General features: G+C 39.5%; 13 protein-coding genes. 5 read left to right on the top strand and 8 right to left on the bottom strand.

From position 1 onward, the window contains the following. Positions 1–102: 102 nt before the first annotated feature. Positions 103–1,710, top strand: coding sequence for a putative manganese-dependent inorganic diphosphatase (locus AAA970_RS22250; protein ID WP_338239077.1), 1,608 nt, complete (start codon positions 103–105; stop codon positions 1,708–1,710). 657 nt (positions 1,711–2,367) lie between these two features. Here the strand turns inward: AAA970_RS22250 and AAA970_RS22245 are convergent. After that, positions 2,368–5,784, bottom strand: coding sequence for a GMC family oxidoreductase N-terminal domain-containing protein (locus AAA970_RS22245; protein ID WP_338239076.1), 3,417 nt, complete (start codon positions 5,782–5,784; stop codon positions 2,368–2,370). 9 nt (positions 5,785–5,793) lie between these two features. Next, positions 5,794–7,194 (bottom strand): metallophosphoesterase family protein, encoded by a 1,401-nt coding sequence (locus tag AAA970_RS22240; protein ID WP_338239075.1) that lies wholly within the window; start codon positions 7,192–7,194, stop codon positions 5,794–5,796. 481 nt (positions 7,195–7,675) lie between these two features. On the opposite strand from AAA970_RS22240, the gene AAA970_RS22235 reads away from it, so the two are divergent. Then, complete coding sequence (locus AAA970_RS22235; protein ID WP_338239074.1) at positions 7,676–9,190, top strand: S10 family peptidase; 1,515 nt, start codon at positions 7,676–7,678, stop codon at positions 9,188–9,190. Positions 9,191–9,810: 620 nt separating this feature from the next. Here AAA970_RS22235 and AAA970_RS22230 read toward each other — a convergent pair. The 6 genes from AAA970_RS22230 to AAA970_RS22205 all read right to left on the bottom strand — a co-directional run bounded on the left by AAA970_RS22230 (position 9,811) and on the right by AAA970_RS22205 (position 14,658). Further along, positions 9,811–10,770 (bottom strand): hypothetical protein, encoded by a 960-nt coding sequence (locus AAA970_RS22230; protein WP_338239073.1) that lies wholly within the window; start codon positions 10,768–10,770, stop codon positions 9,811–9,813. A 110-nt stretch (positions 10,771–10,880) separates the two neighbouring features. Next, entirely contained in the window at positions 10,881–11,336 is a 456-nt protein-coding gene (locus tag AAA970_RS22225; protein WP_338239072.1) for a hypothetical protein, read from the bottom strand. Positions 11,337–11,473: 137 nt separating this feature from the next. Beyond that, positions 11,474–11,881, bottom strand: a complete 408-nt coding sequence (locus tag AAA970_RS22220; protein WP_338239071.1) for a DUF4332 domain-containing protein — start codon at positions 11,879–11,881, stop codon at positions 11,474–11,476. A 612-nt stretch (positions 11,882–12,493) separates the two neighbouring features. Then, a complete protein-coding gene (locus AAA970_RS22215) occupies positions 12,494–13,141 on the bottom strand; it encodes a Crp/Fnr family transcriptional regulator (protein WP_338239070.1) in 648 nt (215 codons plus the stop codon). A gap of 90 nt (positions 13,142–13,231) precedes the next feature. After that, positions 13,232–13,861 (bottom strand): hypothetical protein, encoded by a 630-nt coding sequence (locus AAA970_RS22210; protein ID WP_338239069.1) that lies wholly within the window; start codon positions 13,859–13,861, stop codon positions 13,232–13,234. 14 nt (positions 13,862–13,875) lie between these two features. Next, positions 13,876–14,658, bottom strand: coding sequence for a DUF4136 domain-containing protein (locus AAA970_RS22205; protein ID WP_338239068.1), 783 nt, complete (start codon positions 14,656–14,658; stop codon positions 13,876–13,878). Between the two features lie 651 nt (positions 14,659–15,309). Between AAA970_RS22205 and AAA970_RS22200 the strand changes: the two genes are divergently transcribed. From AAA970_RS22200 to AAA970_RS22190, 3 genes are all read left to right on the top strand, one after another. Then, the gene (locus AAA970_RS22200; protein WP_338239067.1) at positions 15,310–16,362 is read left to right on the top strand and encodes a ThiF family adenylyltransferase; all 1,053 of its coding nucleotides are present in this window, start codon (positions 15,310–15,312) and stop codon (positions 16,360–16,362) included. Positions 16,363–16,443: 81 nt separating this feature from the next. Beyond that, positions 16,444–16,653, top strand: coding sequence for a zinc ribbon domain-containing protein (locus AAA970_RS22195; protein WP_338239066.1), 210 nt, complete (start codon positions 16,444–16,446; stop codon positions 16,651–16,653). A 239-nt stretch (positions 16,654–16,892) separates the two neighbouring features. Then, a complete protein-coding gene (locus AAA970_RS22190) occupies positions 16,893–17,183 on the top strand; it encodes a hypothetical protein (RefSeq protein ID WP_338239065.1) in 291 nt (96 codons plus the stop codon). Positions 17,184–17,538: the final 355 nt, after the last annotated feature.

The following is a 17,538-nucleotide window of genomic DNA, read 5'->3' as shown; positions in this document are numbered from 1 at the left end:
AAATATTTGTTTAGCTTTGATCGTTAATTTTGAAAAACAAAACATCACAGAGGTTAAGGGAGATTGCCCCCGCATTGCCCTTAGCTCAAAATAAAGTACTTGATGAAGGATCAAATTTTGGTTTTCGGACATAAGAATCCGGATACTGACACCGTGTGTTCCGCATTGGCATATGCTGCCCTGAAGCAAAAATTAGACATTAACGCGAAAGCTGTTCGCCTTGGTGAGGTGAATAAAGAGACTGCTTTTGTGCTGGACCATTTTAAAGTTGAAGCCCCCGATTTTCAAGATTCAGTACGTCCGCAACTGAAGGATATCAAATCCGGATGCACGGAGGTGATCAAGGATAACTTCACCCTGAAACAAGCCCTAGAAGTTTTAACCAAGGCCAATATTTCCAGTCTGCCGGTGGTGGATGAAAGTGGGAAAATTGAGACCATGCTGCATGTTTCCGATATTGCGAATGCTTATCTGGAGATGAGTACAATGAATATTTTCCAACAGTTTGAAACTACTTATGAAAATGTAGCCGAAACTGTGCAAGGTGAATTGATTAATGGTAGCCTTCCTAAGGGTTTAATCTCCGGGAAATTGCTTTCTTTGAACAATTTGAATAATGGAGAAGGCAAAGATGTCGTTATTCTGGAGCTGTTGAAAGAAAATATCGACAAGGTAAAAGGCCAGGACATCGGTTTAATTATTTGGTGTCCGATTAATTATGAAGAAGAGGCTGACCTTAACGGTTTTGATATTCCGGTGTTGAAGGTTAACAATGGATTCTTCAAAGTATTTAAATTGATCAGCCAGTCGGTAAGTGTTCATTCGGTAATGAATCGTAATCCATTCTATATGTTCCGCACGACAGATTCTGTGGAATATGTGGAAGGATTAATGAAAGAAGCGGATCAAACCAACTTCCCGGTTTTGGATGAAGAAGGCCATGTTTTTGCAACGATCAAAAACAAAGATCTTCAGAATATTGACCGTCAGAAGGTTATTTTGGTAGATCATAATGAAAAGGCCCAGACCATTGATGGCATTGAAACAGCGGAGATTTTAGAAATTGTGGACCACCATAAATTTGGGAATTTCTCTACCATTGAACCTTTAATGATCCGTGCCGAGCGAGTGGGGTGTTCTTCTACTATCCTGATGGATATGTACAAGGAGAATGAATTACTTCCTGAACCTGCAATGGCGGGCTTGATGTTAAGTGCCATTATTTCTGATACCTTACTGTTCAAATCCCCAACCTGTACACAAAAGGACATTGATGCAGCTGTTGAACTGGCAAAAATTGCCGGAGTAAATGCAGAACAATACGGTATGGAAATGTTGATTGCAGGCGCCTCGTTGGGTGATAAATCTCCAGAGGATCTCATCAATATGGATATGAAAGAATTTGTAATGGGCGAATACAAAACGGCTCTTGCGCAAATTAATACCGTGGATGTGAAAGGGATTTTGGACAATAAAGACAGCTACGAAAAAGCCATTAAGGAGGCCATTGCAAATAAAGGTTACGACCTGTTTGTATTCGTAGTGACTGATATATTGAATAATGGTTCGCAGGGAATTGTTTTTGGTACCGCAACCGATCTATTTGAGCGTGCCTTTGAGGTGAAACTGGAGAATGATAATGTATGGTTACCGGGAGTAGTTTCGCGTAAGAAGCAATTGGTACCTAACCTTATGGCAGCCAGTAATTAAAGTTAAATAAAGGTGGGCAATAGGGGATTAATTTCAGGCTAAAGTCCGACAGCGGCTTTATAATTATCGAGTATCATTTTCATTATTTTGAATTTAGAGTTAAAGGTGTGATTTATAAACCTACCACCAAAATAAAAAACTAAAAGCCGGCATGATGTCGGCTTTTTTTGTAATTCTCTTTTTGGTCCGAATTATTCACCAATAAATCAAGTGAATTAACTTAATGTACCCATTATCAAATCAATAAACCCCTAATTACAGATTTAATGACCCAAATTTGCTTTCTCCTCTGCTTTCTTGTAAAAAATGAAATAGGAAAAATTCCATCATTTTTCCCGCCTTGCAGCTAAACGAGGATTTAAACATCATTGATCCGGACTATAAGTCTGTTTAAAAGCACAATATTCAGCAGCAAATTCGAATTATTGGAAGAAATTGGATAATTTTTCAACAATAGCGGAGCTATTCCGTCAAGATAATCGGGTATCACTTCTGCAATCCTTCAAATTTTCGCTGCGAATTTTAGCTTTTAAACACCTTCTAAGAAATGAAGACAAAGGATCAGACAAAAACAGCGCCTCCCATATTAATTAAACCTTATCAGTACTAAAAAATGGATTTATTGTGGAGGCCAAGGCTGTTTGCCATCTTTTTGATTTAGCTAAGGGTAGCATTTTGTTCTAATTGTTCCAAAATATGAGGGTAAACATCCCGAACCGCATTTTTTCCATAGAAACAATCCATATGCCCATAATCTGGAATTACATAACGTTTATATAAATCTGGATGATTGGCTTTGCGTAATGTGTTGAACGTTTTTTCCGTACTGGCGGGTAGAAAACAATCATTTTCCTCTCCTGAAATAAAAGTGATCGGAAGGGCTAATTTGTGCAAATTTGCTCGGTAAATATCATTCCCCTGCGCATCAGTGGCATAGCCTTTCCTGCACATCATAGCAAAATGCTTCAGGGCATCCATATTAACCAAACCAAAAATTTCATGTAGATTTTCATGCGTTTCATGATTTAGCTGATCATGCTCAAAAAGTTGTCCGTAAATAAAGGTGATACGATGACATACCGGATTATTACATTTTTCCTCCGTTTCAATAGGATAAAGCCGAAGGGCATCATCAAATAACTTGTCCGTCCATCGGGCATCCGAATCAACATAGGCATTGAGTCTTTCGATGCCCATTTTATCAAAAAGGGTAGGAAGTCGGAGGGAAGTTTTGAGCTGAGTAAGTTTGGGCGTTTCCATATGAAGGGAAACCTGCGAAATGACCGCTGCCCGTACATCTTTTATATAGCCGGCTAACATGCCGATCGTCCAGGATACCGCCCCAAAGCAATGAGCTACCAGTTGTACGGAATCCGCTCCCGAAACCGATTTGACTAATTTGATGGCGGCAGGATAATCATATTTTGCAATTTCATCCGCATTGGATTTTTCCATAGAACAGGCCACATCAATACTGGTGCGATAGTCGAATAGCCAAACATCAAATTGGTGAGCAAATAAATATTCCACCAAATTAGTTTCATGGGTATCCATGGCGAACATTTTACTCGACACTCCCAGACCCGGGGATAAGATCACCGGGCCTTTAGTACCTCCCTGGTATCTGCTTAACAATAAATCTTTTCCATCCGCTGTGGTAAAGGGGAAAAGCTGGGGAGGACTCGTTCGTAATGGACGCTTTATTCGAGGAGCTGCATAAGGGTTGAAATAATGTTGCCCGGCCAAAACACCTCCATAAATATCAAATAAAGATCCAGCAAACAGTTTACCAAATAAATATTTATATTTTAATTCCTGTGCTTTATTTTTCGCCCTGTTGACTTTAATAGTACGGAGTTGGCTTACAAAGTCACTTATTTGGATATGCAGTATCCCTTTAGCTATTGCTTCTTGTCCCTTGAAAATATCAACATAAAGTGTTGTGGTATCCTCCCAAATGTCAAATCCGGAATCGTTCTTAATATCCTTTGTTCCCTTTATATGGTATTCAATGCCCGCTTTGCTATGGAGACTGAATTGATATTTCATTAATTTTCCGTTTCCAATTTCAGGATCATTTTCCAATAAACGGAATTCACCTTTGTTAACGGAAATAGGATGGGGAGATAAAAGCGGACATTCAACAGTTCCGATCATATTAGCTTTACCACTGCCCTTTGTAAGCAACTTTTTAATATCTTCAAAAATAATAGTAAGAACAAAGTCAAAAGGCTGATTCGCTATTTTTCCTTCTTTAAAAGCAGCGTGATAGTCTAATTCTTGCTGAGAATGATCGGAAATGTAGCCGGTCATTTTTTCCGTAAACTGGAGTCCTGTTTTTTTGATCTGTGTCTTAGGATTAGTAGGCTTGTCCACAGCATAATTAATAGCCCATCCTTTTTCCTGAGCCATAATTTTACAGTTTCTTTCGGTTAAACCCGCAATGGTGAGTAAGGGGTTAGCACCTAATGCCGTGGGAATGACCGAACCATCGAAAATATATAATCCCTGATGAATTTCATTGGAGCTTTCACCGTTAAAAACCTGCCCTTTGTGATTGACTACGGCTGTTTGGGCGGAATCTCCCATTACACATCCCCCCAAAGGGTGGACGGTGATTAAATCATGCCCTAATAATTTATTCCATAAAGGATTAGGAATAAAGGTCCCCCCAAGCGTCTTGGTGATCGCTTTTAATTTTTGGTCAATTTTGGTGAAAACATCCTGCTTTCCAACTTCAGGCCAATCAATTCGAAGGCGATCATTTTGAAGATGTATTTTTCCTCGGGCATCATCATGTGTATTGACCAAATAGGTGATGGTATTGTGGATGGCGCTTTGATGCTTAGCACGAAATAAAAAGCTTAACAACTGAAGCCATTTTTTCCTGAAGAAAGCCAGCCAACTTTTATCCTGATCTTTTCCGCTGATGGCCGCAAGGCCTGACAAAGCCAGAGGAAGACCTGTTGTTAGTGCACTAGGAATGACGCCTTCTTCTACAATAATACCATCCTGTAAGCTGGATTGCTCACGGAAATCCATCATTCCCACAATACAAGGACCGGCTTTTGCACTTTTTGCTTTTTTTGCCTGCACTCCAATGCCAATCCCTTGAATTTTATGATCGGTATTATAACCAAAGCCGGTGGTATCCCCATTTCCACTAAATCTATTGCCCACTTGGGAGGATAAGGGAAGACCTTTAGCTTGGGAGCGTAAGAGGATTTCAGTGGTACCCAGGCTGCCAGCAGCCAGTACTACATTTTGTGCGCGTAGAAAAGAAGGCTTCGCCTCGAAACGATCTTGACCACTGCCTTGGTATTGATAGTGTATCAGCCAATAATCTTCTTTTTTTTCGAGATGCCGAACACTAATTCTGGTGAAAATGTCGGCCCCGTGAGAAACAGCGTCCGGCAGGTAATTCATAGCCGTGGTATTTTTGGCTTCCTCATTGCAACCACTTACACAATCTCCACAAGCATTACATTTTTTTTGAGGAAAGCCAAAAGCATTTTGCTCTTCCTTAAAACTTACATTGATGGGAACTTTATAACATTCCGCGTTTAAAGCAGTAGCTGCATGTTCCAGCGCCTTATATTTCGGTAAAGGGGGAAATTCCGTATTATCCGGATATTCATTCGCACCCAAATATTTTTTAGCTAATTCGACCCCTTCCCTGAAACTTTCAATATCTTGTCGAAATGCTAAAGGCCATTCTTTTTGTTGGTAGACACGATCTTCTGCCAAAACTGAAACGCCGGCATTGATCAGCGAGGTACCTCCAAGACCACAACCTACTAATGCGTTTATTTCCTTATTTACTCTAAAGTCGAATAAACCTAAAGTATTATGTGCCGGTTTAAGAGCGGAATCAAATTGCATTTCTTTTAGGGATTCCTTCGTGTTGGCAGGGAAATCGCCTTTAGCAAATTCTTTGCCTCGTTCCAAAAGACAAACTTTTTGACCTGCTCGGGCCAAGCGGGAAGCGGCAATACTTCCCCCATAACCGGATCCGATGATGACCACATCATATACGGATTGAATCTCCCCAATGGGTTTGGATAAATAAGCCATCAAAAAATATTAATTATTATTTCTTACTTCTTCTAAATTACCGGTCCATCGCTCAAATTTTCTTCCCGCTCTTTCAGTTCCTTCATAAAATGCCAAATAGGTCATTTCTTTATTTGGGATGAATACATTTCCATGGCTTTGGTCTTTCGCCAACTCATGAATGGTTCTCCAGCTTCCTGAATTTAAATATATTTGGGTTTTATTACGGATACGCCCAAGGGGGACCACTTCGGCATGGTGAGTATGGCCATAGACAATGAACGACCACGCTTCCGCGTAGGCCTCTTCCTTTAAAGCATAATCAGCGTAGGATTCTCCTTTTTGCTTACTTCTTTTATTGATGATTTGTACCACTTTTGAAATCGTGCTAAATGAAAGCTTGTCGGCCAGTTTTAATACGATTTGTAGTTGATCGACTTTGTCCACCGGATTCCAGACGTTATCACGTTCTTTTACAAAGTCTAAGTCTAAAAATTCATCGGCCAGACTATTCCAAATTCCCTTAACCTGATCAACAAATGTAGTATTTACCTGATAATGCTGTTGTAAAAGGCTGTCAATCCAGGAGGGGATCATTAACAAGGGTCTTACATTGTCCATTTGTTGTAAACCCGCCAAAAATTCCTTCTTATACGGACTATCCGGTATTTGTTTTTTGATCCGTTTCGGAAACTTATTTAAAAGATCAATCACAATCGCATCCCCTAAAGAAGAGGCGTTCCGATTTCCTTCAAAATTAAACCCATCATAAATATCCCCATGTCTGGCCAATACCTGATGTTTTTTCATGACAGAATAAAGTAGAGGGGATTCCTTTGGGTCATGTGGGAAAATTTCATTTGGAGAATTGACAAGTCCCATGGCGGAAATCACAGATTGCCGAATATTATTGTAAGCCACTCCGGGCAAATGATAGAACCAGTCATGGTTGCCTACCATATAATGAATATTAACCTTCACCGGTACTCTCCCCGGAGCATCAGGCTCATAACCTACTTTTGCTACACGACCATCTGATTCAGCAGGAGGGAGGGTTACCATTTTTTTCAAATCACCGGAATTTAACCCTTTTAGGATGTCCAGCGCCTCTTTATTTTCTTTTAAAATGGCCTGATTGATTTCGGCAATGCGGTCAATAAATTCCGGACTATAAGGGTCACTCCAGGGGCGAAGGGTATCGCTATTCAGCCATTTGGAGGATCTTATAATATCTAAAATATCTCCCAATAATAGTAAATCCATTTCTGCAATGGGTTGGTAACTACCATCAGTGCGCCAGGACGCTTCATAAGCCATTTCCCGAAGGCGTTCCCGAAATATTTTAAAAGTATAGGGTGGGATATTTTGAACCGTTGGATTATCGGTTTTAGGAATATCAACCAGATGTAAATCACTAATGATGACAAGCATTATAACAGGAATTAGAGGTTTGAGATGGTATAGCCCAATAGTATTGGATTATTGTACTCCAATACTATTTCTTTAAAAACCTGAAATATCACTTTGTACAATGGGCTAAATACCAAGAAAAATTAATCAAAAAACGCAAAAAATATTATTACCCTAAAATAAGAATAATTTAGCGAATTACACTTTACTTTTAATTTATTTCATTCTCCCGTATTGAATAAGTTTTTCGTTGAATTTTATTAGTCATTTTTTGTTCTGCGCTTAAGTATTTCGTGAGGCAGTTTTATTGATAATTTATAAAAACAATACTATATTATTTATTAATTAATTCGTTGTTTATAATTTACCTTATGTTAAATAAAGGATTTGTAACTAATTAATTAAGAGCACTTTAAATAGTTTCAAAAAGAATTTAAGCCTACTTAATAGAAGATATTTTCAAAATTCTGTATTTTAAAATAATACTAACCTTAACCCATTTATGACATTTACAAAATATTTTCTTATAGCGGTATTCCTTCTCTTTAGTCAGAACCTAAAGGCTCAGGTTTTAGAAATTCCTCAGGATACGGTTATTACTACCTACCATAAAGGTACTTTTAATGGAAGGCCCCTTCAATACACCGCAGAAACCGGTATGCAACCCTTTTGGAACGAAAAAGGAGAAGTGAAAGCCACTCTACATTATACCTATTATCATTTAAGTGAGGACAAGAAAGCTAAGCAAAACTTAGCTGAACGCCCCCTTTTAATCAGTTTCAATGGCGGCCCCGGCTCCGCTTCTGTTTGGATGCATATTGCCTATACCGGACCCGTTTTACTGAATATCGATGCGGAGGGGCATCCGGTGCAACCTTATGGAATTCGGGAAAACCCGTATTCTGTATTAGATGTGGCTGATATTCTTTATGTCAATCCGGTCAACACCGGTTATTCCAGAACCGTCACAAAAAAAGATGAAAAAGTTAATCGACAGGATTTTTTTGGCATTAATGCGGATATTCAATATTTGGGGAGTTGGCTCAATACCTTTATAGGGCGTCATAATCGTTGGCTTTCCCCCAAATACCTCATTGGAGAAAGCTATGGGGGCACGAGAGTCTCCGGTTTGGCCTATGAGTTACAAGCCAAACATTGGGTATATCTAAATGGAGTGATATTGGTCTCCCCTGCGGATTATAAATCCTATGCTGCCGACAGTCCAGTTTCGGATGCGCTCAATCTTCCCTATTTTACGGCCACAGCATGGTATCATCAACAGTTATCTCCGGATTTTCAAAGCAAACAACTATCGGAAATTCTTCCGGAGGTGGAAGATTTTACGGTTAATCAACTCATGCCTGCTCTTTCAAGAGGTGGTTTTCTAAGTGAGCAGGAAAAGGAGGATTTATCCAGCAAAATTGCGACCTATACTTCCCTGGATAAGCGGGATATTCTTCAACAAAATTTAGCCGTCTCCACCCGATTCTTCTGGAAGACCCTTTTAAAAAATGAAAAAGGAATGACGATTGGTCGTTTAGATTCCCGTTATTTTGGAATAGACCGAAAAGATATGGGCACCAGCCCGGAATATAATCCGGAAATAACTTCCTGGTTACATGCCTTTACCCCAGCGATCAACTACTATATGCGAGAGAAACTAAATTTTAAAACGGATATAAAATATAATGTATTCGGCCCGGTTCATCCGTGGAATAAAGAAAATAACCATACGCGGGATAATCTTCGCAAAGCAATGGCGGCAAATCCCTATTTGAAAGTCTTATTTCAAACGGGTTATTATGATGGTGCAACTACCTATTTTAATTCCAAATATACGATGTGGCAAATTGATCCATCCGGCAAATTGAAAGATCGTTTTGAATTTCATACTTATCCTTCCGGCCATATGATGTATTTAAGACTCGAGGACCTGAAGGCAGCCACCAATCATTTACGGGAATTTATTGTGGGCAGTATGGAAAATGCCCAGCATTCCCCGGCTAAGTATGATTAAAACGATCTATTTACCTTCGGACTAGCAATCAATCCCCGAAATAAATCTATTTCAATCCTTTAAGTTTACTCTTGTTAAATTCATTCCAACCTCAATTTGAGTGAAATTATATGTTGCTCTTTCAACTGCTGCATTGCAAAATACTTGAAATAGGAAAAATTCTTTCATTTTTCCCGCCTACCCACTAAGGGAGGATTTAAGAAGGAATAATGCAGTTTAAATTCTCAGCTCAATTCATATAATTGAAGGGGGCATGATGAAACCTTTCATGAATACAGGGTGATGTTTTTATTATGCTGTATTCATGAAAATACTTTGGATCATCAACGAGCTATAGCATTAAAGCGCCATGAAGTTACTCTTCAAAATATAAGACCCTACTATTTTCCAATATTTTTTCCTTAACCCAAATTATTAACTACCAAACTCAATCATAAACACAAGTAGTTTATGGTCAGGTAAATACGAGTCATCTTTTTAGGATGGAAATCGCCCAGATTAGGGCAAGCTTGCTTTCTCCTCATTCATCTGTTTCGTTGGAAAAAACTCAAAACAGGAAACTAACGCTTCATTTTTTTCGCCTTACAGCTAAACGAGCATTTAAGTAGGTATAATCCGGGTTAAAAAAATTCATAACTCGCCGTCCATTCCATTTTTTCTGAGGGAAGCACATTAATGGCTATAAAATTCTCCGGACTAATCGCTCGGTCATTGGCCCATAGGGTGAGGCGCTGTAATGGTTGGTCTACCTTCACTTTCACACCGCCATTCAAAGGATGTTGAATGGAAAATCCATGCTGATGGTTTTGCCCCAAATGCTCCAAGGGTAAAAATACCGGCTCCTCAATAGCCTCTTTGAAAGTAAGAACATTCCCCTGAATCAAAACACGATTATCTTCAAATCCCGATTTAACTTCGGGAGATTCATCAAAAATTACGGTGAACGCCTCCCCTGTTTTAAATGGAGGAAAAGAGAAAAAATGATGATTAAACTGATCCGTTGCTATCGTTTTTTTCCCTGTATTCCAAAGCTGATGTTTAATAAAAAATCCGCTTTTACGAATACCAATTTCTTTTTGATAACGATAAGCGAAACCATTGTTGACCTCTAATTCCTGCACAAACACAATGGTTTCTTTTTGATATTCTACCGACCAGCTGCCTCCATCCACAATTTTATAAGTGGCATCCCATTGATATTCCTTTTCGCCTTTTGGCTTTTGACAAAGCCCGACTCCTATTCTGATAAAATTAGGGGAATCTTCCTCATAGCCCAAATTCCCAAAAACTTCTGCCGGCCCCAGTACATCCTCATGGTAAAAAGGGTCATGCCCGTTTTTCCATGCACCGAAATATTCTTGCCCTTTGTACACCAGACTTCCAATAATTCCAGACCAATCAAACCGCGTAGCGCGGTAATAACCATTCGCTGCATCCGGCACGAAAACCTTCATTCTGATTTGATCATTTTCCAAATAAACATGCGGATAGGAAGAAGCCTCAAGCTTTTTACTCTTTGGTTGAGAGAAGGAAGTGAAATTTATACCTATTAAAAGAAGAATTAATACACTGAATTTCATATCCAAAACTAATATGCAAATACAGCCTTTTAAAACTTTTAAAGGATGATTTAAAGATGCACATGGAAAGATGTCACTTCGGGATAGCAGTACGATATTTTGCTAACCAATTATTTTCCAAATAAGCCCCCAAAAAGATTTTTGGCCTGTTCAATGATACGGGAAGAACCGCTATCCATCCCAATCAAATTGGCAAGACCTTTCATGTCCTGATTACCACCGGAATCCCTAAAGCGCTCTGAAATAAAATTTAACGCAAAAGGAATTGCCAAATTGGCCAGGTGTGCTGCTTGCCCGCCGTCCAAGCCTAATTTATTCATAAGACTTTCACTGAAACCATTAATCATTTTACTTATCTGAGGATTTTCTGCGGTGATGGTTTCATTTCCTGCCAACATTTGCAAAAGGTCATTGAGGTTACCATTGGAGACCTCTTCCTTAATTCCTTTAAAAATATTTTCCCCGACCAAAGCTGCGGCGGTTTGAGCATCTTCATTCCCTAATCCACCCTGATTTGACAATAATACCGATAAGGGCTCTCTCAACAAGTTCATTAATTGATTCATGACTTAGTATATTTTGATTTAAAGCTTGTTGGGTTATCCGGTCGTTAGCTTAGGTGTCTAATTTTCGGCGAAATTCAAATTTTGATTCCTGAACTCTGGTGATATGTACCGCTATGGAAGAAAATAATTATAACTTACTAATGACTAATAACCGGGCTTAAGTTTTTCGCTTGCTCAATAAAATCCTCCACAGTACTTAAGGATGGAATTGCTTTGGTCAAATTTTTTTCTGCATTCACCTCCATTAGTTTTTCCCTTAAATGATCTGCTCGCCGATGTTGCAATTCCTTTACCGTCGAAACGCCTGACGCTTTCAGCAATTCAGCAAATTGACTGGCAATGCCTTTAATCCTAAAGAGATCTGCCATATTCACCCATTTAAGAATTCGTTTTTCATCTAAACCGGTAACCTGGGCTAGGTGGTTTCTACCTTCCCTGCTCGCCCCTTTACTCAAAAGTTCCTCCACAGTATGAATTCCAACTTCCGCTAGTTTGGTGGAATAGGCCGGTCCAATTCCTTCGATATCAGTGATTTTATTACTCATGCTTGGAAAATTGGTTTTGGTACTTACATCAGAACCGGCATGAACAGGCTATAGTTTTTAAACAGGATGGTTTTCAGTTCAATATCCGCAAAACCGAAGCTATCCTTGAAATAATGCTACTTAATTAGCATTTTCTACTGAAACAGTATACTGGTTAGGAATCGTAGGATATTTGCCCTGGATTATTCATGATTAGGAGTGTGAACAGGAGCCTTATTTATTGTTAGAAGCAATACCCCTATTTTTTTAAGAGAATAGGTTCGCTATTGTGGAAAAATTAACTGAAATCGCTTCCATCATTCGAATTTTCAGCCGAATGGTGTGCTTTTAAACATGCGCTATGTCATCGTTTTGCTAGCTGGTTGCAATAATGGAGTCCTAATTTTTTAAATCGCGATATTTCTCATAAAACGGATGATTCAGCTAGACGAAAAACTTCCTGAAGTTGGTGATAAAAGCAATAGGTAGCATCTATGCCCAACATAAAAAAAATCACAGTGAATAGCCTAATAATGCTTAAAGCGGCCCATGTTTAGGGTACCTCTTATTAAGGGCAGCATGCTCAAAAAAAAAGGAGATTAGCTGATCTCCTTACCTACTTTTATATTGCATTTACACCAATAAACTTTGGCCTATTAAAACCAATCTATTCCGACCTAATTTGATCTTACCGGATTTTTCTAATGCTTTTAAAAGACGACTAATCACCTCTCTGGAGGTTCCTAAATCTCTGGCAATATCCCCATGGGTAATTTGCAATTCCATGGATTTCTTAATCTTGACCCTTTCCTGCAGATAAGTCATTAAGCGTTCATCCATTTTTTTAAAAGCCAATAAATCTACCGCGCCCAAAAGTTCCTCGAATCGGTTTTGATAGGACCCAATCACAAACTGTCGCCAGGAAGCATATTTTTTCATCCATTCATCCATTTTCTGAACGGGTAAAAATAAAATTTTACAATCTTCCTCCACCGTTGCCCGAATACTGGAAGTGGCATTTCCTAAACAACAAGTGAGCGACATGGCGCAAGTTTCCTTGGGGTTGACATAGTATAAAAATACTTCATTTCCTTCCTCATCCTCCCGTACAATCTTCACCGTTCCGTCAATAATAATGGGCATGGATCGAATGTGATCCCCAATGTCCATCATGAGTTCACCTGCTTTTACAGATTTTACAGCCCCGATTTGAAGCACTTCCTCCAAAAGCGGTTTTTCAAATACCGCGCTAAAATTTTTGATGATTAAATCTTCACTCATAATTATGCTTTCAGGTTAGAAAGGTGCAAAATCCTGCTCTAAAAAAAAAGCCCCATCCGAAGAAGGGGCCGTGGTCAACAAAGTTAATTCCTAAAAACGATGGGTAATACCCACTCCAAAATTCAGGTAATTAATGCCATTGACGTCAACGTCATTAAAGAAAATGTGATTATACTGCACCCGAAGGGTTGCACCCCAATCAGATTCTACACCGAAAGGAATATAAACACCCGCTTCCGGCGTCATGCTGAAGTTCCAACTATTGGAAGTGGAAGCCCCGTCATACATCATTCCATATTCTGTTCTCTTTTCTACAAAGGCGGTACCAATCCCCATTCCAACATAAGGTTGAATCACCCCTCCTCTATTGAAATAGTAGGAGAAGGTCGCCTGCAAATTCATCGTATTCAGGTAATTATATTTATTGGCGGTGATATCACTTCCCTCGCCATTGGACCAAGTCCCTCGTCCATAGTCTTCAAAGAAATTATCATAGCCAATACGTGCTCCTATCGCGAAGCCTCCCTTCACAAAGCCCGCTCCTTCCACAGAAAAGTTGCGAAAACTTCCTTCGCCGATAAAATTATTAGCCGAACCGGTGGTTAAACCCATATTATACCCCAGGGTGAACATGCCCTTATCGTAAAATTGGGCCTGTACCTGTTGACCAGCCAAAAACATTAGGGCAGTCAATCCTAAAAATATTTTTAATCTTTTCATTGCCTTATTTTTGATTAGTCTTGTGCGTTACTTTTGTTCATATAGGGGCTCATTTCGAAGGCCTCATTTAAGCCCCGCTCCAAGCGATCCTGATTGTATTGGCTATTGCCTGAAAGTACACCCTGAATAATGGCTTCCCATCTAAAATCAACTTTGAATCCATCTTCGGCCATTTTTTCCACAATGCCTACCTTGTCTTTATCATTGGCAGGCTCACCATGCTCCTCTTCAAAGGCAGCCAAACGCTTTTCATATTCTACAGAAAATACCTCGTGGCTTTCCGCATCTACTTTATCAATCAGCATAGAACCGATGGTATACTGGTAGGCATAACCCGGGCCCCACCATGGGTACCAACCGCCCCACATTGGAGGATATGGGTAACCCCATCCGCCCCAATAACCAGGATAACCCCACCACCAGGCGCCACCTATCATGGTGTTTGTTTGCTCCGCTAAAACGGCATTGATATAAAAATCTGCCTGCTCACCTTCGGTGGCCATTCGATAACCCATATCGGTAAAACCGCTGGATAAACGTTCTGCGATAGCCGCTGAATCTGCCTTAGACAGAGACTCATCTTCCTTCTCCGTTACTAAACCTATAGATAAGATTTCAAATGTCTGATAATCATTACCGCTGGCATAAAATTCAGCATCATAATACGTAAGCGTCACATCCTGCTCATCAATATATTCCGGTCCCTGTGGGTTACAAGAAGTAATCATGGCAGTCAATGAAGCCACCACGACCAAAAGACCGATATTGGATAGTGGGTTTTTCATCTTAAAATTCATCGCCTAATTGGATTTTGGTTACATCCCTAAAAGGGCAGAAAACTCCCAAAATCCGCATTAGGAAAAACTTAAAATAGATAAGCCGAGCTAGTTAAAACACAAACAAAAGGGCTTAATATTTCCCACCAAGCTGTTTTACAACACTTTATCATCATTAAAGTAAAATTAAGCAAGCGGTAATTATTGAAAAATTTAGCGGGATTAATCTGTATAAAAGTCATTTTTCGGAGATTTAAGACAGATCATTTAATCTTAAATCCTCATTTGTTGGGCTGACTGGAAAAATGAAGGAATTTTTTCTATTTCGAGTTTTTCCCTGAGAAGCAAATGAAGGAGGAGAAGGCAGACCTACCCAATTTGAGCTATTATAAAATCAACAAACTAACCATAATGCGCTGATTGATGGGTTTTGGTGGCCATCCACTAAAATTTAGCGGTGAATAATTTGGCTTAAGTGAGCCGCTTTCCATTATCGCTCGGCTCCCCTCCTTCCGGAGGAGAAAAAGGATGAAATCATGGAATTACAAGAAATCCTTTGTTATTTAGATATAATAAAATTTACCCGGCAGTTCTCCTGGAAAAATTAGTAAACTCTATGGGACGCTCTGCCAATAAAAAGTAAAAAAACCTTTCCCTTAGGGGCAAATACATATGCATAAAAGATATCAACGTCAGGCAATATTGCCACAATTAGGAAAAGAAGGGCAGGAAAAACTAAGAAAGGCCAAAGTGCTTGTGGTAGGTGCAGGAGGTTTGGGTTCTCCTATCCTTACTTATTTGGCTGCAATGGGCATTGGTACCATTGGCATAGTCGAGTTTGATACTATTGATATCAGTAATCTCAACCGTCAGTTCCTCTATAAAGAGCGTGAGGTCGGTCAGCCCAAAATTACTATCGCCATTGAGCGGCTCAAAGAACAAAATCCGCACCTCTGCTATGTGGCTCATTCCTTTTATTTAAATGAAGAAAATATACTTGAACTTTTTCCACAGTACGACATCATTGTGGATGGATCGGATAACTTTAAAACGCGCTATTTGATTAATGACGCCTGCGTGATCACCAAGCGTCCTTTGGTATCGGGGGCTATCTATCAATTTCAGGGACAAGTTTCAGTATTCAATTATAAGGGTGGCCCCACTTATCGTTGCATTTTCCCAGAGCCTCCTTCCGCGCTGGAAGCTCCCACCTGTGCGACCGCAGGGATTATTGGTGCTACCGCGGGATTGATTGCCTCTTATCAGGTGATGGAAGTAGTGAAAATTATTGGTGAAATGGGCAACATTCTCAGCGGGAAATTATTAGTGGTAGACTTGCTGCAAATGGAGCATCAAACCATTCAGTTCAAACTTCAGCCGGTCAATCAGGCAATAGAGCAATTGACTCCGATTCCCGATGAATATTGTGAAATAAAATCCGAGGAAAAAGTAGCGGTTAATCAAATTGATCACTGGCAGGATCTACATCCAAAAGGGGTCATGATTGACCTGAGAGAAGATTATGAGCGAGAGGAACACACAATAAAGGATGCGCAATGGTGTCCGCTTCATGAATTACCGGAAATCGTAAATACCTTACCCGAAGATCAGCCTATTTTACTTTTTTGTCAGAATGGCATCAAAAGTAAAACGGCCTATCAATGGTTGAAGGAAAAAAATGATAAACTTATCCTTCGCGAATTAGAAGGAGGCCTGGAACAATGACATAACAACTTTTCGAGCGTGAATTAAAAGCAAAGATATGGGTATTGTTCTCTATAAAATTGAAAATCTTTAACCTAAAAAATGATGGCAAAAATTAATTATCAATGTCCCAAATGCGGACACAGGGAATATGAAGTAGGGGAAATTAGAACCACTGGCGGCTTTTGGAGCAAAATATTTGATGTCCAGAACAAAAAATTCAGTCATATCACCTGTAAGCGCTGTGGTTTTACCGAATTTTTTAAAGGATCATCCAGTACTTTAGGGTCTATTTTCGATCTTTTCACCTAATGTTCCATATGATTTAATTCCTCACCGGGGATTTCTCATACAATACCTTAAAAGGAGTTTCTGCCCACAAATAAAGTGGAAACCGGACAATGCCTGCATAAAGTGTCCGCTTTATGGTTAATAGTGTCCGCTACCGAACAAGATAAAATAACCAAATGGCCCTCCAGCCATGTTAGAGGGCTTTTTTTTATTGTGGCATGGACTTGGCCTTTAATATAGCATACTAAACGACCATCATTATGAACATCTTAGCTGCTATCCCCCTGATTATAGTTCCCTTTAGTATGGAAACTTCTGCTCCGGACTTGCCTACCATTGAGACTTTAGATTTACCCGAACCAAAGGTAATTATGGTCAATGATCAAATTCATGTAAAAGCGCCACATGAACATATTGTCATTTTAAATGAAAATATGGATCCTATCGTAAGTGAGGCCAAACATGAGCTCGACGATTATGAAAAAGAATTACTTGATCAGTGCGACCGCGTCACTGACGTTCATGGCGTGGTATTCTACCTTAAGCCATAAACCTATTGAGGCGTTCCTCGCCTTGATATCACTCAGTGCATGGTTCCTAACAATCCGTTACCTTGTTTAACCTAAGTTTTGAATAGCTCTATTCGGGACAATTCCAATATCAGTGAATTCCATCACCAAACATTAGACATAAATTATTTATAGTCAACCACTAAATCTAGCGGTGAATTAAATGGGCTTAATTTACCTCATTCTAATTCTTACCCCGTAAAAAGATGCTAATCCCAATGAAAAGCTGAATTTTAGCCATAACAATAGCCGGTTATTGCGAGCCAAAAACTTTGCTAAGTTCGCATTTATTCCAAAATCAACTCCCCTAATCCAAATTATCCCTTGGATAGGGCGG

Source organism: Persicobacter diffluens (genome assembly GCF_036244895.1).
GTDB lineage: Bacteria > Bacteroidota > Bacteroidia > Cytophagales > Cyclobacteriaceae > Persicobacter > Persicobacter diffluens.
Note: the sequence above shows the minus strand (reverse complement) of the source record. Positions and strands in the feature narration are given on the sequence as shown.

Bases quoted from the DNA above. Each gene is read 5' to 3' on its own strand.
- AAA970_RS22250 (WP_338239077.1), top strand. From the start codon at position 103: ATGAAGGATCAAATTTTGGTTTTCGGACATAAGAATCCGGATACTGAC.
- AAA970_RS22245 (WP_338239076.1), bottom strand. From the start codon at position 5,784: ATGGCTTATTTATCCAAACCCATTGGGGAGATTCAATCCGTATATGAT.
- AAA970_RS22240 (WP_338239075.1), bottom strand. From the start codon at position 7,194: ATGCTTGTCATCATTAGTGATTTACATCTGGTTGATATTCCTAAAACC.
- AAA970_RS22235 (WP_338239074.1), top strand. From the start codon at position 7,676: ATGACATTTACAAAATATTTTCTTATAGCGGTATTCCTTCTCTTTAGT.
- AAA970_RS22230 (WP_338239073.1), bottom strand. From the start codon at position 10,770: ATGAAATTCAGTGTATTAATTCTTCTTTTAATAGGTATAAATTTCACT.
- AAA970_RS22225 (WP_338239072.1), bottom strand. From the start codon at position 11,336: ATGAATCAATTAATGAACTTGTTGAGAGAGCCCTTATCGGTATTATTG.
- AAA970_RS22220 (WP_338239071.1), bottom strand. From the start codon at position 11,881: ATGAGTAATAAAATCACTGATATCGAAGGAATTGGACCGGCCTATTCC.
- AAA970_RS22215 (WP_338239070.1), bottom strand. From the start codon at position 13,141: ATGAGTGAAGATTTAATCATCAAAAATTTTAGCGCGGTATTTGAAAAA.
- AAA970_RS22210 (WP_338239069.1), bottom strand. From the start codon at position 13,861: ATGAAAAGATTAAAAATATTTTTAGGATTGACTGCCCTAATGTTTTTG.
- AAA970_RS22205 (WP_338239068.1), bottom strand. From the start codon at position 14,658: ATGAATTTTAAGATGAAAAACCCACTATCCAATATCGGTCTTTTGGTC.
- AAA970_RS22200 (WP_338239067.1), top strand. From the start codon at position 15,310: ATGCATAAAAGATATCAACGTCAGGCAATATTGCCACAATTAGGAAAA.
- AAA970_RS22195 (WP_338239066.1), top strand. From the start codon at position 16,444: ATGATGGCAAAAATTAATTATCAATGTCCCAAATGCGGACACAGGGAA.
- AAA970_RS22190 (WP_338239065.1), top strand. From the start codon at position 16,893: ATGAACATCTTAGCTGCTATCCCCCTGATTATAGTTCCCTTTAGTATG.